Origin of the sequence: Streptomyces sp. NPDC091271 (assembly GCF_044757505.1) — a bacterium.
In the GTDB taxonomy this organism is placed as follows: domain Bacteria; phylum Actinomycetota; class Actinomycetes; order Streptomycetales; family Streptomycetaceae; genus Streptomyces.
On record NZ_JBIVVD010000001.1, the window covers coordinates 329,696 to 343,379 of the forward strand.

The following is a 13,684-nucleotide window of genomic DNA, read 5'->3' on the forward strand; positions in this document are numbered from 1 at the left end:
CTCCTTACGGGTGGGACAGGCCGGCGGAGATGCGGGCCAGCTGGTCCAGCCGCTGTTCGAGGGTCGGGTGGGAGGAGAGCAGCCGGCCCAGGCTCTCCCTGGCGGCGAAGGCGGGCACGAAGTAGAAGGCGTTGTACGGCTCCGCCTTCCGCAGGTCCTCCGTCGGGATCCTGGCCATCTGTCCGCTCACCTTGGTGAGGGCGGAGGCCAGCGCCGACGGCCGCCCGGTGAGCAGGGCGGCCGTACGGTCGGCGGAGAGCTCCCGGTAGCGGGAGAGCAGCCGGGTCAGCAGGAAGCTCAGGGCGTACACCACCGCGCTGATCAGCGGGATGAGCATGATGATGATGCCCGCCGGGTCGTTGCCCCGGCTGTTGCGGGCGAAGCCTCCCCACAGGGCGACCCGGGTGACGACGCCGGCGAGGACCCCGAGGAACGACGCGATGGTCATCACGGCCACGTCGCGGTGCGCGACGTGCGACATCTCGTGGGCCAGGACGCCCTCGAGCTCCTCGGGTTCCAGTCTGCGCAGCAGCCCCGTCGTGGCGCAGACCAGGGCGGTCCTCTCGCTGCGGCCGGTCGCGAAGGCGTTCGGGACGTCGCTCCGCGCGATGGCCACCCGGGGCTTCGGCATGTCCGCGAGGGCGCAGATCCGGTCGATCGCGCCGTGCAGCTCCGGCGCCTCCTCGGGGGTGACCTCCCGGGCGCCCATGCCGTACGCCGCGATGCGGTCGCTGAACCAGAACTGGGCGATGAACAGACCGCCCGTGATGACCAGGATGACGGGCCAGGAGCCGCGCAGGGCTGCGAGCAGCACGCCCACGAGGACCACGTACAGCAGGCCGATGACGAACATCGTGCCCACCATGCGGGTGGTCAGGCCTCGGTCCGGGGCGTAACGGGAACGCGTTCGTGCCATGGGTGCCTCCAGCAGCTCACCTGCCTCCCATAGTGCTCCTTTCCGGTAGGAACCGGATGAAGGGGGCTCAGGGCGCTCAGGGCCACTCAGGGCCAGAGGAGCTCACTGGTCCAGCCCGCGCCGTCCCGGCGGTAGCGCAGCCGCACGTGCCGGCGCCGGTCGTCACCCTGGAAGAACTCCACCTCCCGAGGCTCGACGACGTACCGCGTCCAGGTCGCCGCCTCGGTGTCGGGCTCCGCCCGCGCCCGCTCCCAGGCCGCCTCGGAGGCCCGTACGAGGTCCTCGTGCGCGGGCAGCACCTCGCTCTGTGAGCCGGTCAGCGCGGCGGCCAGCGCGCCGGTGGACCTGGACCGCAGATCCGCCCGGCTCTCCTCCCGGGGCGCGGGAACGGCCGTGCCCCGGACGCGCACCTGGCGGCCCTGGGCGGGCCAGTAGAAGCCGAGCGCCGCGTACGGCCGGGCGGCGAGCTGCCGGCCCTTCGCGCTGGTGGCGTGCGTGGCGAAGTGCCAGCCGCGCTCGTCCGCGTCGTGCAGCATCAGCGTGCGCACATCGGGCAGGCCCTCCGTGTCCGCGGTCGCCAGGGTCATGGTGTGCGGCTCGGTCTGCCCGGCGGCCACCGCCTCGGCGAACCAGGTGTGGAAGAGGGGGAGGGGTGCGGCGGGCGCGGCGGACGGGTCGAAGAGGGGGAGGGACACGTCCCAGACGCGCTGCGCGTGGAGCAGGTCGCGGAAGTCCTTCTGTGCATCGCTCATGGGCCCATTCCACAGCGTCCCGCGCCGGTGCGGAAACGCCGACGGCGGACCACAGGGGGTGGTCCGCCGTCGGTGAGACAGGACGTGGGGAGCCGCGAAGGAGCGCGGCGCCCGGCGTGTGCGGGGGAGTCCTGGCCGGCGCCTACCTGACCGGCTTCTTGCCGGTGATGCCCAGATGGACCAACAGGGCGAGATTCGGCCGGAGTTCGGCCTGCTTGACGCCCCAGGTGGTGAAGCTCTTCTGGTGCGAGGCGACCCCCGCCATCATGACGACCAGGGAGCCGGCCACCGCGCCGGGGCTGACGTCCTTGTCCACCTTGCCCTTGGACTGGAGCTCCTTGACCGCGTCCGTCAGGGAGTTGGTGACGGAGCTCAGGACCTTCATGCGGATCTTGTAGAACCGCTTGTCGCCCTCGGCCGCGCCGAGATCGACGACGCGGAGGATCGCGTCGTGGCGCCGCCAGAAGTCGAGGAATCCCTCGACGAGTTCTTCGGAGGCCTGCCAGCCGGCCTTGCCGACCCAGGAGCGGTCACCGACCAGTTCGGTCAGTCCGGCACCTTCCTTGGCCATTTCCTCGGCGAGTTCGAGAACGGCGCCCTCGACGTCGGGAAAATACTGGTAGAAAGTCGCGGGTGAAGTCCCCGCCTTCCGTGCGACGTCGATGACTTTGACGTCCCGGTACGGCGAGGAGCTGAGCATCTCGCTGAGGCAGTCGAGCAGCTTCTGCCGCGTCGCCTGACCTCGCCGACCAGCCACGCGGCCGTCGACGGTGCGTACTTGTCCTGTCATGCCGTCAGCTTACCGAGGGGTGATCCGAGCGCGATCTGACCGACTGCAAATGGGGAACGCCCCAGTGCGGACGGGGTGAACAGCGCAATTCCCGGAGCTGTGTGATCCGCTTTTCGCCGGGCGTACCTGTTTATGGATTTGCTCTTCATTGCCGCGCCGCAGGAGCTCCGGTGGGATGTTGTTATCAACAGCCTGTGGATAACTTCGGTGGACAACCTTGTCCACGCAGGTCGCAGAACCTTCACGATTCGGGCAAAGGTTCTATTCAACCCCTCGGGGCGCGCCGGAAGGCCCCCGACGCTACGTTGAGTGTGACGGGCGTCACGGTGATCCATGCGACGGAAGGACCCGGGCCATGGCCGTATTCGCGCAGTCCGCGCCCTGCTGGGTGGATGTGCAGCTCTCCGACCTGGAGGCCGGCAAGCGCTTCTACGGCGGGCTCTTCGGCTGGACCTTCCGGGCGGGCGACGGCATGCCGTTCGCGGACGCGTACAGCGAAGGTGAGCTCGTCGCCGCGCTCGCGGCCAAGCGGGACGGCCGCATGCCCACGACCTGGGGCGTCTACTTCTCGACCGACGACATCCGCGCCACCGTGGCCCTGGTCAGGAAGGCGGGCGGCCAGGTGATCACCGACCCGGTGCGGGCCGGCGCCGCCGGGGTCCTCGCCCAGGCGGCCGACCCCGGCGGCGCGGTCTTCGGTCTCTGGCAGGCGGGCGAGCGCGCGGGTTTCGAGAAGCAGAACAGGCCGGCGGCCTTCTGCTGGACCGAGGTCTACACCCGGCAGCCGGAGCGTGTGGACGCCTTCTACGAGGAGGTCTTCGGCTTCCAGGGGACGGACATCGAACTGCCGGGCGACACCGGGGCGGCCGAGCCGTTCCGGACCTGGTCCCCTGCCGGGACCGAGCCCGGTGAGGACACCGCGGTCGGCGGGCGCGCGGTCATCACGGACGCGTTTCCCGCGATGCTGCCCAGCTACTTCCTCAGCTACTTCGCCGTCGTCGACTGCGACGGCACAGCCGAGGCCGCCGCACGCCTCGGTGGCCGGATCACGGCGCCTCCCCTGGACATCCCGTACGGGCGGATGGCGGTCCTCCAGGACGACCAGGGTGCGGCTTTCGCCGTGCTCCAGCCGACCGAGCTGCTGCCGTAGGGATTTCTGGAGGTGTCCTGAAAGGGATGGAGTGCCACACAACACTCCGTTCCGCCCCCGGGTTCGCAACCGGGCCCCGAGCCAGGAAGAATCAGGGTGCGCACCGCCAAGTGGTGCCCAGTGGTGAGACGCTGCACAGGGCGGGATTTCGCGGGCTTCTGTTCCTGAGGTCCGTACGGGGAGGTGGCAGGCAAGTGGAGCAGCTGACGCAGCATGACCCGAGGCGGATCGGCCCGTTCGAGGTGCTGGGACGGCTCGGGGCCGGCGGCATGGGGCTGGTCTATCTGGCGCGTTCGGCGTCGGGCCGGCGGGTGGCGATCAAGACGGTCCGTACGGAACTGGCGGAGGACCAGCTGTTCCGGGTCCGCTTCACGCGTGAGGTGGAGGCCGCTCGTGCGGTCAGCGGTTTCTACACCGCCGCGGTGGTCGACGCCGACCCGAGGGCGGCCGTCCCCTGGCTGGCCACCGCCTACGTCCCCGCCCCCTCCCTCGAGGAGATAGTGAATGAGTGCGGGCCGATGCCGACCCAGGCCGTGCGCTGGCTGGCCGCCGGGATCGCCGAGGCCCTGCAGTCGATCCACGGGGCCGGTCTCGTCCACCGCGACCTGAAGCCGTCCAACGTCCTCGTCGTCGAGGACGGGCCGCGGGTGATCGACTTCGGTATCGCGTCCGGCGTCTCCAACACCCGGCTGACCATGACGAACGTCGCGGTGGGCACGCCGGCGTACATGTCTCCGGAGCAGGCCCGCGACTCGCGCAGCGTGACGGGTGCCAGCGATGTGTTCTCGCTCGGCTCGACCCTCGTCTTCGCGGCGACGGGACACGCACCCTTCCACGGGGCGAATCCGGTCGAGACCGTGTTCATGCTGCTGCGGGAGGGCCCCGACACCGAGGGGCTGCCCGACGATCTGCGCCCGCTCATCGAGTCCTGCATGCAGATGGACGCGGCCCGGCGACCCAGCCCCGCGGACCTGCAGTCGCAGCTGGCCCCGCACCTGTTCGCCTCCGGCGGCGACGACAGCGGCACGGCGTCGGCCTGGCTGCCGACCGTCGCGACCGCGATGATCGAGCAGCGCCGCGGCGGTGGCCGTGCCGTCGCCGTCGCACCCGCCCCCGTGGTCGTGCCGCCGCCCCCGTCCCAGCCGCCGCCCCGTGCCGACTGGGACGGGGCGTGGCGCAGCGGCGGCGATCTGCGGACAGCGCCGGCCCCCGCGCCCGTGTCGGCGCCCGCCCCCGACGGCGGCCCCGTGCGGCTGCCCAACGCCAAGGTGCCGATCGGACCCGGGCCGCGCCCCGTGGACGTACGGGGTCCGGCGGCCGCGCACGCCGACCCGGCCACCGGCTGGGTGCGGGCACCCGGAGAACAGACCTCGGCGGCGCCGGCCGCCCCGGTGCCCGCCCCGGCACCGGCCCCGGACGCGGCACCCGCCGCACCGGAGCGCTGGCGGCCGTGGCGTTTCCGTATGTCGAACGACGTGTGGGGCACGCCCGTCGTGGTGGGCGACCTGCTCTACGTGACGTCCTTCGAGGTCCACGCCCTGGACGTGGGCAACGGGCGCCGCCAGTTCAAGACCCGCGACGTGGCCTGGTCGATGGCGGTCGACGGCGGCCGGATCCACGCCTCGGACGGCCCGTCCCTGTACGCCCTGGACGCGGCGACCGGCGCGGAGCGGTGGCGGCTCCAGACCGACGCCTGGGTCTACTCCCTCAAGGCCGACCGGGGCACGGTCCTGACCGGGACGCGAGGCGGCGGCGTACAGGCCTGGGAGGCGTCCAGCGGCGAGAAGCTGTGGGAGACCTCCGGAGTCCAGACGGACTTCGAGACGGCGGAGGCCGGTCCGGTCATCCACGACGGCACGGTGTTCCTGTGGCAGGACGCCCGGCTGCGTGCCGTCGACGCGCGCACCGGCACGGAGCGGTGGTCCTACCCCGTCGGCGACGCCGCCTCCTGCGGAGGGGTCCCGGTCCGGATCACACCCGCGCCCGACGGCTTCGTGTACGTCGCGGCGGGGACACGGGTGCTGGCCGTGGACACGGTCTCGGGCCGGGTGCGCTGGCACTTCGAGTCACCGGCCGTCTTCCTCTCCCCGCCCGCCTTCGCGCCGGGACCCGCGGTCACCGGCGGCGGGGTGTACCTCGCCGACTACCTCGGCACCGTGTACGCCCTGGACGCCGCCACCGGCAAGGACCGGTGGCGGATCGCGACGGAGGCCCGGCAGTCCATCGAGCCCGTGCTGGTCACGGCGGGCAACGTGCATGTCGGCAGCGGCAGCGCGCTGTACACCCTGGACGCGGTCACCGGCACGCCGAAGTGGCGTTTCGCGGCGGGCGGCGAGGTCGTGGGCGCACCGGTGGTCGCGGACGGCCGGGTCCACTTCGGTTCGGCGGACCACGTCCTCTACACCCTGGACGCGGCAGGTGGCCAGCTCCGCTGGAAGCTCGCCACGGGCGGCGAGATCACGGGCTCCCCGGTGGCACAGGCGGGCGTCGTCTACGCGTGCAGCAAGGACCGCTGCGTGTACGCCCTGGACGCGCTCAAGGGCACGGGGACGGGAAACAGGGCCCGGGCCTGACGCCCCTCAGGGGTGGGGCGGGTGATACCGGTCCCGGTCCTGCGGGTCCCCCTCGTCGGGGTGCTGGACGGGGTACTGGGCCGTGTCCTCGTCGGCGGGGGACGCCCGGTGCCGGCCCGGCCCGGTGTACGGATCCGCCTCGGGCTCCGGCCCGGGAGACGTGTACGCGGCAGGCCCCGGCTCCTGCGTCGGCGGCCAGGTGTCGGGACGGTCGTCCGGCGGCACGGGGTAGGGCTCGGCGGTGTGCCCCGCCCGGGCCGCGCGCTTCTTCCGCCCCGACATCAGCAGTGCGCCCAGCAGGAGCAGGAGTCCGCCCGCCAGCGCCTGCGCGACGCCCCACCGCAGCCCCTGCCCGTCGCCGTCGACCGTGAGGCTGCCCGCCTCCTGGCCCTGCCGGACCATCCACAGCACGGTGAAGCCGATCACGATCAGGCCTGCGAGGGCCACGATCCAGCGCGAGCGGAACACGACCCCGACGAGGGTCACCAGGGCGGCGAAGAGGAACGGCAGCAGGATCGAGCCCATCACGGACGACGAGGCGCCACTGATGCCGTTGAACAGGTCCTGGACGCGATAGTCCCGCCCCAGGCGGTCGTTGAACCAGCTGTGGAAGGGGCTCTGGACGGCCGCCGCCGCTCCCACCAGCGCTACGACGGAGCCGAGGACATTGCGGATCATCGACAGCCTCCCGGGCCAAGGCGCACGGCAAGGCGCACGGCTGTGCGCACCGCTCCCCGCGCTCGACGCTACGCCGGGCCGATCCTCCCTGCCATCGGAGACGATGACGAGACCGTGACAGGGTCATGACGGGACCATGGGTAATCGCCCGGGATGCTGTGCGTTACGGTGTCGCGCGGCCGTGCGACGGCCGGGAAGCCGACTACAGCAAGGGGGGCCGCGCCAATGATGCGGCGACAGATGAGGTTCGCGGCGGTACTGGTCGTGGTGGTGCTCGCGCTCACCGGATTCTCCACGTCCAGCCACGGCGGCAAGAGCGGGAAGAGCCGGAGCAGCGGCGGTTCGAGCGGGGGTGGCTGCTCCAGCTCCAAGAAGAGCAACGGCAGCTACCACGACTACGACGACGATGACTACGACAGCTCGTCGAGCTCGTCCGGCGGCTCCACGTACGAGTCGGCCACTCCCGCCGCGACCGCCTCCGAGTCACCCTCCCTGCGCGTCATCCGCTGCGCACAGCCCAAGAAGGGCAAGCGCAGGGCGTACACCGCCTCGTCGGTCGAGATCCGCTCGACGGCGATGACCGAGCACACGTACGAGGTGGACGTGACGTTCGTCGACGCCAAGGGGCTGACCGTCGACACGGGCAGGGCCGACATCGGCCTCGAGGCCGGCGAGAAGCAGATCATCTCGGTCCCCATGGACAGCCCGCGCTCGGTCTCCCGGGTGAGGCGCTGCGTGGTGACGGCGGAGCTGCGGTACTGACTGCGGTCGGTATGGGAGTCAGCGTGAGCACGAACGGCTGGGCGAGCTCGTGGATGCAGGAGAAGCACGGGCAGCTGACGGAGGCCGAGCCGGCGGCGGCGGAAGCGGGGCGACGTGAGATCGAGCGATGGTTCGAGGAGCGCGAAGCGCAGGCCGACGGCCGCGGGACTGCTTGATGTCCGGTGGTCTGCTACGTGCTCGACTGCGAGGCGCTTTCACGAGCGGCGCTCTCAATTCTCTTGGGGCGGCAGCCAGGACGGGTCGCGGTCTTCACCTCGGACGAGGAGGACATGCGGAAGCTGTGCCGGCCGGAGGTCCAGGTCCGGGCGTGGTGACAGGGGAGCACGAAGGAGGGCCCGAGCCGACCGGCTCGGGCCCTCCTTCTTACGCGGGGACATGCGGCGGCCGCGACGGCTCCCCCTCCGCGCCGCCGCGGCCGCTCCCCGTGCGGGTCAGGTCTAGTTGGCCGGCTCGCTCGTGGCGTGATTGTCCAGCAGCTTGGCCTCGCCGCCCGTGGCGTGGTTGTCGCCCAGTGTGGTGATTCCCTCGCCGGTGGCGTGGTTGTCCAGCGTCGTTACCTCTTCGCCGGTGGCGTGGTTGTCAAGCGGCTTGGCCTCAACGGGCTTCTTCTCTGCATCAGTCATCGTCATCAGCTCCCTGAATTGCTGCCTGCGTTCGGCGGGCCCGCCCGGCAACTCCCCCGTGGGTCCCCGGGCGGGCCTTCATGGCCGCTCAACTTATCCCTGCGGCGTGTGCCGGGCCGCCTGCCCCCCGACGCGACGGTTCGACAAGGGAGAGAATGCCGGGTCGCGATAAACGAACGATGAACGCCTCTTATGGCGAAGTCAGGCAGCGGCGGCAGGGCTGAGCAGCGTGCGTACCTCCGCTGCCTCGGGTGAACCCAGACCCTCATATATGACCAGAGCTTCGTGCCAGCAGACCTGGGCCCGGCCTGCTTGACCGATGTCGCACAGAGCCTTCCCGAGCACCGTCAGCACGTTGCCCCTTCGCCACTCCCCGCCGATCCCGCGCAGGACGGCGAGAGCCTTCTCGGCCTTGACCGCTGCCTGCGCCGGTACGTGCGCCGCCAAGTCCACTTCGGCCAGACGGAAGAGCGCCATGCCTTCCCAGAGCCGTTGCCTGCTGTCACGGAAGACAGCCAGGGCCTCCTCGAGCTGCTCCGCAGCATCGGAGAGATGCCCACGCTGGGTCAGAGCGAGACCCAGTGCGTACCGGCCGTTGGCACCGCGCAGGGCATGGCCCATGCCGTCGTAGATGTCGATGCCCTGCTGCGCCAATGTCACGGCACTCGAGGTACGCCCCATCGCGAGACGGATCCGCGACAGATTGCACAGCGCGCTTGCTTCGCCGGGCCGGTTCTCATCGGCTCGGAAGTTCGCTATGGCCTGCTGGAGATACGCCTCTCCCTCGGAGTGGCGGTTCTGGTAAAGCGCGATGATCCCCAGATCGTTCGGGGCCCAGCAATTCGGCAGCGGATCGTCGGCTGCCCGTGCGAGCGCCATGGCACGCTGGGCATCCTGCTCGGCCTGGTCGAATCGTCCTGCCACGAGACGCACGTTGGTCAGGGTGGTGAGGGCGCGCCCTTCCGCCCGGTCGTCGCCCATCTCGTGTGCCAGATCACGCACGACGGTGGCGGCAGCCTCGTACTGCTTGGAGTTCGCTCCGGACTCGGCCAAGTCTTTGGCGGCCCAGAGCAGATCTACTGCGCGGCGGAGCATGTACTGGTTGGAGGACTGACGCACGCAGGCGAGCAGTGAGTTGGCCTCGGTGTAGAGCCAGTCCTGTGCGTCGTGCCGGTTGGCGAAGGAGAGGCCGGCGTACTGCGTGGCTTCCCGGTGGTCCGCAAGCCGGTCCCCCGGCCGCTCCAGCGCGTACACCCCCGCCGCCGTGGCCAGGTAGAAGTCCAGCAGCCGCGACAGCGCCAGCTCCCGTCCCGCCGGGGGCTGTTCGTCGCGCTCCGCGCACGCACGCGCGTAGAGGCGCACCAGGTCGTGGTAGCGGTAGCGCCCCGGGGCGGCGGACTCCAGGAGGCTGGTGTCGACCAGTGCCTCCAGGAGGTCCTCCGCCGTGTGGGGGTCCAGGTCCAGGAGGGCGGCCGCCGCCGCGAGGGAGATGTCGGGGCCGTCCGCCAGGCCCAGGAGACGGAAGGCGCGGGCCTGGGCCGGCTCCAGCTGGCCGTAGCCGAGCTCGAAGGTGGCCTTCACCGCGAGGTCGCCCGCCTGGAGTTCGTCGAGGCGGCGGCGTTCGTCGGCGAGCTTCGCGGCCAGCACCGAGACCGTCCAGGTGCGGCGGGCGGCCAGCCGGGAGGCGGCGATGCGGATGGCCAGCGGCAGGAACCCGCACGCGGCCACCACGTCCAGAGCCGCTTCACGCTCCGACTGGACACGTTCGTCGCCGACGATGCGGGTGAAGAGCCGCAGGGCCTCCTCGGGGGACATCACGTCCAGGTCCACGAGGTGCGCACCGGCCAGGTCGACCATGCGCACGCGGCTGGTGACCAGGGCCGCGCACCCCTCCGTGCCGGGGAGGAGGGGCCGGATCTGGGCCGCGTCGTGGGCGTTGTCGAGCAGGATCAGGACGCGGCGGCCGTCCAGCGTGGAGCGGTAGAGCGCGGCCCGCTCGTCCAGGGAGTCAGGGATGGCGGAGTCGGCGGTGCCCAGGGCGCGCAGGAACGCGCCGAGGACGGTCTCGGGTTCGGCGGCCCGCGCGCCCGCGCCCTGGAGGTCGACGTACAGCTGGCCGTCCGGGAAGTACGGGCGGGCCTGGTGGGCGACGTGCACGGCGAGGGTCGTCTTGCCGACGCCGCCGATGCCGGCGAGCGCGGAGACCGCCATCACGGAGCCTTCGGCGGTTGCGAGCCGGGCGCCCAGCTCGCGTACGAACGCGTCGCGGCCCGTGAAGTCCGGGACGGTGGCCGGGAGCTGGGCCGGGCGGATCACGGCGGTGACCGGTGCCGGCTCGTCGGCGGGGTGGGCCAGCTCCTCGTCGGCCTGGAGGATCCGCTGCTGGAGCTGGGCGAGCTCGGGGCGCGGGTCCACGCCCAGCTCCTCCGCGAGGAGGCGGCGGGTGTCGGCGTACACCGCGAGTGCCTCGGCCTGCCGGCCGCTGCGGTACAGGGCGACCATCAGGAGCTCGCGGAGCCGTTCACGCAGGGGGTGCGCCGCGGTGAGGGCGGTGAGTTCGGAGACCGCCTCCGCGTGGCAGCCGAGCTCCAGGTCCAGGTCCAGCCGGGTCTCGGTGAGCTGGAGACGCCATTCCTCCATGCTGGTCCGCTGGTTCTCCGCGTACGGGCCGGGGAGGGAGGCGAGGCCCTCGCCGTCCCAGAGGCCGAGCAGGTTGTTGATCAGGGTGCGGGCCTGGCCGCGGTCCCCGCCGCCGCGTGCCTTCTCCGCTTCCGCCGCCAGGTCCTGGGCGAGCGTCAGGTCGAGTGCCTCGCGCGGGATCCGGACCGCGTAGCCCCCGGACTCGCTGACCAGGGTGTCCTGGCCCAGGATCTTGCGGAGCCGGGAGGCGTACGTCCGTACGGTGGCCAGTGCCTGGGACGGGGGGTCGTCGCCCCAGAGGGCGTCGATGAGTTCGCCGGCGGTGGCCGTGCGGCCGTCGCGCAGAAGGAGGGCGGCCAGCAGGGCGCGCTGCTGCGGGGACCCGGACGGCAGGAGTTCACTGCCGCGCCAGGCGCGTACCGGGCCGAGTACGGTGAAGCGCAGTCCGGCGCCGGCCGGCCGTTCCCGTGGAGTGCGCTGCTCCGGAACGCGCACACCGGGTCCGTTGTCGCGGTCCATGATGCCCCCTGTCCTGCTTGCCCCGCCGGTCCTGCTGATCCCGCTCTGCCGCATACCGTTGGTATCGCGGTCAACAGTCTGCCTTGTTATGGGCGGGCTCGTCAGTATCGGGTGGTCCTCTGCACAGGCCCTCGACATGATTGGGGAGCGAGAGCCTGTGCGGAGGGTGACGTCAGGTCAGCCGATGAGGGGAAGCTGGAGTTCGGTGACCCATTTCTCGCGGTCCTCGGGGCACTCCGGCGAGATCTCCCGGGCGCTCCGGGTCAGCCACGACCCGGCGGTCGTCCAGCACGTCACGGACGAGGTGCTGGTGATGCGCCGCGGCACCGTGGTGGAGCCGGGACCGACGGCCGGGGTGCCGGCCGCACCGCAGGACCCCTTTTGGAAAGACCGGGGTGGAAAGGCAGGAGCCCCGTTCCTCCGCCGAAGCGGGGGAGCGGGGCTCCTTGGGTACTGCTCACTCGGCCGCGATCGGCCGACCCGGGCAACTAGGCCGGGGTGACGTTCTCAGCCTGCGGACCCTTGGGTCCCTGAGTGACGTCGAAGTTCACGACCTGGTTCTCCTCGAGGGAGCGGAACCCGGACGCGTTGATCGCGGAGTAGTGGACGAAGACATCCGGGCCGCCGCCGTCCTGGGCGATGAAGCCGAAGCCCTTTTCAGCGTTGAACCACTTGACGGTTCCGGTAGCCATAAGCCCTCCTTGGGCCAAAGGGTTGCCCTGCTCCAGAACCTGCAAACAAGTCTGAAAACTACAAAAGCCTGCGGGTTACATGCTCCGCAGGCTCTGTACTGCAAGGGAAACCAAACTGCAACTTGCGGCGAGCCTAGCACGCAGTCTGTGGGGAGCGGTAGAGGGAAAGATCACTTCACCCGGATGTTTGATTGAGCCGTCGGAGAGCTGACGGACAAAGCCCCCGCGGAGCACTCCGGGAGCCCCGATGATGCCGGCCGGGAGGGGCAGGTCTAGCCTCGCGATGTGGACAATTCAACCGTCTCTCCCGCAGAAGGCGACGACCGTCGCAGCAGGCCGCGCGTCGGCCACATCCAGTTCCTGAACTGCCTCCCCCTCTACTGGGGCCTGGCGCGGACCGGAACCCTGCTCGACCTCGAGCTCTCGAAGGACACCCCGGAAAGACTCAGTGAGCAGCTGGTCAGGGGGGACCTCGACATCGGTCCCGTCACCCTGGTCGAGTTCCTGCGCAACGCCGACGACCTGGTCGCCCTCCCCGACATCGCCGTCGGCTGCGACGGCCCCGTGATGTCGTGCGTGATCGTGTCCCAGCTGCCCCTCGAGCAGCTGGACGGGGCCCGGGTGGCGCTCGGCTCGACCTCGCGCACCTCCGTACGGCTGGCCCAGCTGCTGCTCGCCGAGCGGTACGGCGTCGCCCCCGACTACTACACCTGCCCGCCCGACCTCGGCCTGATGATGCAGGAGGCCGACGCCGCCGTCCTCATCGGCGACGCCGCTCTTCGAGCGAACCTGCACGACGCCCCCAGGCTCGGGCTGCAGGTCCATGACCTGGGCCAGATGTGGAAGGAGTGGACGGGTCTGCCGTTCGTCTTCGCCGTCTGGGCGGCCCGCAAGGACTACCTGGCCTCGCACCCGGACTACGTAGAGAAGGTGCACGAGGCGTTCCTGGCCTCCCGTGACGTCTCGCTGGAGGAGGTCACCAAGGTGGCCGAGCAGGCGGCGCGCTGGGAGGCCTTCGACGCCGAGGTGCTGGAGCGCTACTTCACCACCCTGGACTTCCGCTTCGGTCCGGACCAGCTGGCGGGCGTGCGTGAGTTCGCCCGGCGGACGGGTCCGACGACCGGCTTCCCGGCGGACGTCAAGGTCGAGCTGCTCGGCGGCTGACCCCGGACACACGGGAATGGTGCGGGAGAGAAGGTGAATCCCGTACCTTCCCGGGCCTTCCCTCGCGTTCCCGGGCCTTCCCCCCGGGGGCCTTCCTTCCCCGGCCGCCCTTTCCTCCCGGCGGGCCCTGACGCGCGACTGCTCCATTCCGTTCCCTTGAAAGGGCGCGAATGTCCGGAGTTCTGTCGCGGAGGGCCTCCCCAAGGACGCGCGGAGGAATAGCGGACGTCTCCCGTAACGCCTTCCGGTTTCCCTCCGGTGAACCCCGGGTGTGCGGACGAACGACGTATTCACGCCTTTCCGTGTGGCGAAATCCCTGCTTCGTGCCCATAGGGGCGATATCGGCGGAAGGGGTCTCCGTGACCGTGCGACCCGGGCCGCCTAGGCTGCCGTCCGAGTCCCGG

12 protein-coding genes are annotated in these 13,684 nt (G+C 71.0%); 5 read left to right on the top strand and 7 right to left on the bottom strand.

What is annotated here, in order from left to right; all coding sequences use genetic code 11:
- Positions 1-4: 4 nt before the first annotated feature.
- The 3 genes from htpX to ACIQM3_RS01670 form a co-directional block, all read right to left on the bottom strand.
- Positions 5-916, bottom strand: a complete 912-nt coding sequence (htpX, locus tag ACIQM3_RS01660; protein ID WP_401617391.1) for a zinc metalloprotease HtpX — start codon at positions 914-916, stop codon at positions 5-7.
- Between the two features lie 86 nt (positions 917-1,002).
- Entirely contained in the window at positions 1,003-1,668 is a 666-nt protein-coding gene (locus ACIQM3_RS01665) for a pyridoxal 5'-phosphate synthase (protein ID WP_401617394.1), read from the bottom strand.
- A 142-nt stretch (positions 1,669-1,810) separates the two neighbouring features.
- On the bottom strand, positions 1,811-2,458 hold the full coding sequence (locus ACIQM3_RS01670) for a TetR family transcriptional regulator (protein WP_401617397.1): 648 nt from the start codon (positions 2,456-2,458) through the stop codon (positions 1,811-1,813).
- 355 nt (positions 2,459-2,813) lie between these two features.
- On the opposite strand from ACIQM3_RS01670, the gene ACIQM3_RS01675 reads away from it, so the two are divergent.
- Positions 2,814-3,608: a VOC family protein gene (locus ACIQM3_RS01675; protein ID WP_401617400.1), complete on the top strand. Its 795-nt coding sequence runs from the start codon at positions 2,814-2,816 to the stop codon at positions 3,606-3,608.
- Between the two features lie 194 nt (positions 3,609-3,802).
- Positions 3,803-6,181, top strand: a complete 2,379-nt coding sequence (locus tag ACIQM3_RS01680; protein WP_401617402.1) for a PQQ-binding-like beta-propeller repeat protein — start codon at positions 3,803-3,805, stop codon at positions 6,179-6,181.
- A gap of 6 nt (positions 6,182-6,187) precedes the next feature.
- Here the strand turns inward: ACIQM3_RS01680 and ACIQM3_RS01685 are convergent, their stop codons facing one another.
- Positions 6,188-6,859 (bottom strand): hypothetical protein, encoded by a 672-nt coding sequence (locus ACIQM3_RS01685; RefSeq protein ID WP_401617405.1) that lies wholly within the window; start codon positions 6,857-6,859, stop codon positions 6,188-6,190.
- A gap of 225 nt (positions 6,860-7,084) precedes the next feature.
- Here ACIQM3_RS01685 and ACIQM3_RS01690 point away from each other — a divergent pair, with 225 nt between their 5' ends.
- Both ACIQM3_RS01690 and ACIQM3_RS01695 read left to right on the top strand, forming a co-directional pair.
- Positions 7,085-7,621, top strand: a complete 537-nt coding sequence (locus tag ACIQM3_RS01690) for a hypothetical protein (RefSeq protein WP_401617407.1) — start codon at positions 7,085-7,087, stop codon at positions 7,619-7,621.
- A 23-nt stretch (positions 7,622-7,644) separates the two neighbouring features.
- Positions 7,645-7,797 carry a hypothetical protein gene (locus tag ACIQM3_RS01695; protein WP_401617410.1) on the top strand — a complete coding sequence of 51 codons (153 nt, stop codon included), beginning with the start codon at positions 7,645-7,647 and terminating at the stop codon, positions 7,795-7,797.
- Positions 7,798-8,079: 282 nt separating this feature from the next.
- On the opposite strand, the gene ACIQM3_RS01700 is transcribed toward ACIQM3_RS01695, so the two are convergent.
- The 3 genes from ACIQM3_RS01700 to ACIQM3_RS01710 all read right to left on the bottom strand — a co-directional run bounded on the left by ACIQM3_RS01700 (position 8,080) and on the right by ACIQM3_RS01710 (position 12,116).
- Positions 8,080-8,265 (bottom strand): hypothetical protein, encoded by a 186-nt coding sequence (locus tag ACIQM3_RS01700; protein WP_401617413.1) that lies wholly within the window; start codon positions 8,263-8,265, stop codon positions 8,080-8,082.
- Positions 8,266-8,466: 201 nt separating this feature from the next.
- The gene (locus tag ACIQM3_RS01705) at positions 8,467-11,424 is read right to left on the bottom strand and encodes an AfsR/SARP family transcriptional regulator (protein ID WP_401617415.1); all 2,958 of its coding nucleotides are present in this window, start codon (positions 11,422-11,424) and stop codon (positions 8,467-8,469) included.
- Between the two features lie 488 nt (positions 11,425-11,912).
- On the bottom strand, positions 11,913-12,116 hold the full coding sequence (locus tag ACIQM3_RS01710) for a cold-shock protein (RefSeq protein ID WP_003967102.1): 204 nt from the start codon (positions 12,114-12,116) through the stop codon (positions 11,913-11,915).
- Positions 12,117-12,401: 285 nt separating this feature from the next.
- On the opposite strand from ACIQM3_RS01710, the gene ACIQM3_RS01715 reads away from it, so the two are divergent.
- Complete coding sequence (locus tag ACIQM3_RS01715; RefSeq protein WP_401617418.1) at positions 12,402-13,280, top strand: menaquinone biosynthetic enzyme MqnA/MqnD family protein; 879 nt, start codon at positions 12,402-12,404, stop codon at positions 13,278-13,280.
- The last annotated feature ends 404 nt before the right edge of the window (positions 13,281-13,684 follow it).

Coding starts and splice junctions, on each gene's coding strand:
- ACIQM3_RS01705 (WP_401617415.1), bottom strand. CDS start 11,424: ATGGACCGCGACAACGGACCCGGTGTGCGCGTTCCGGAGCAGCGCACT.
- htpX (WP_401617391.1), bottom strand. CDS start 916: ATGGCACGAACGCGTTCCCGTTACGCCCCGGACCGAGGCCTGACCACC.
- ACIQM3_RS01670 (WP_401617397.1), bottom strand. CDS start 2,458: ATGACAGGACAAGTACGCACCGTCGACGGCCGCGTGGCTGGTCGGCGA.
- ACIQM3_RS01710 (WP_003967102.1), bottom strand. CDS start 12,116: ATGGCTACCGGAACCGTCAAGTGGTTCAACGCTGAAAAGGGCTTCGGC.
- ACIQM3_RS01685 (WP_401617405.1), bottom strand. CDS start 6,859: ATGATCCGCAATGTCCTCGGCTCCGTCGTAGCGCTGGTGGGAGCGGCG.
- ACIQM3_RS01665 (WP_401617394.1), bottom strand. CDS start 1,668: ATGAGCGATGCACAGAAGGACTTCCGCGACCTGCTCCACGCGCAGCGC.
- ACIQM3_RS01690 (WP_401617407.1), top strand. CDS start 7,085: ATGATGCGGCGACAGATGAGGTTCGCGGCGGTACTGGTCGTGGTGGTG.
- ACIQM3_RS01675 (WP_401617400.1), top strand. CDS start 2,814: ATGGCCGTATTCGCGCAGTCCGCGCCCTGCTGGGTGGATGTGCAGCTC.
- ACIQM3_RS01700 (WP_401617413.1), bottom strand. CDS start 8,265: ATGACTGATGCAGAGAAGAAGCCCGTTGAGGCCAAGCCGCTTGACAAC.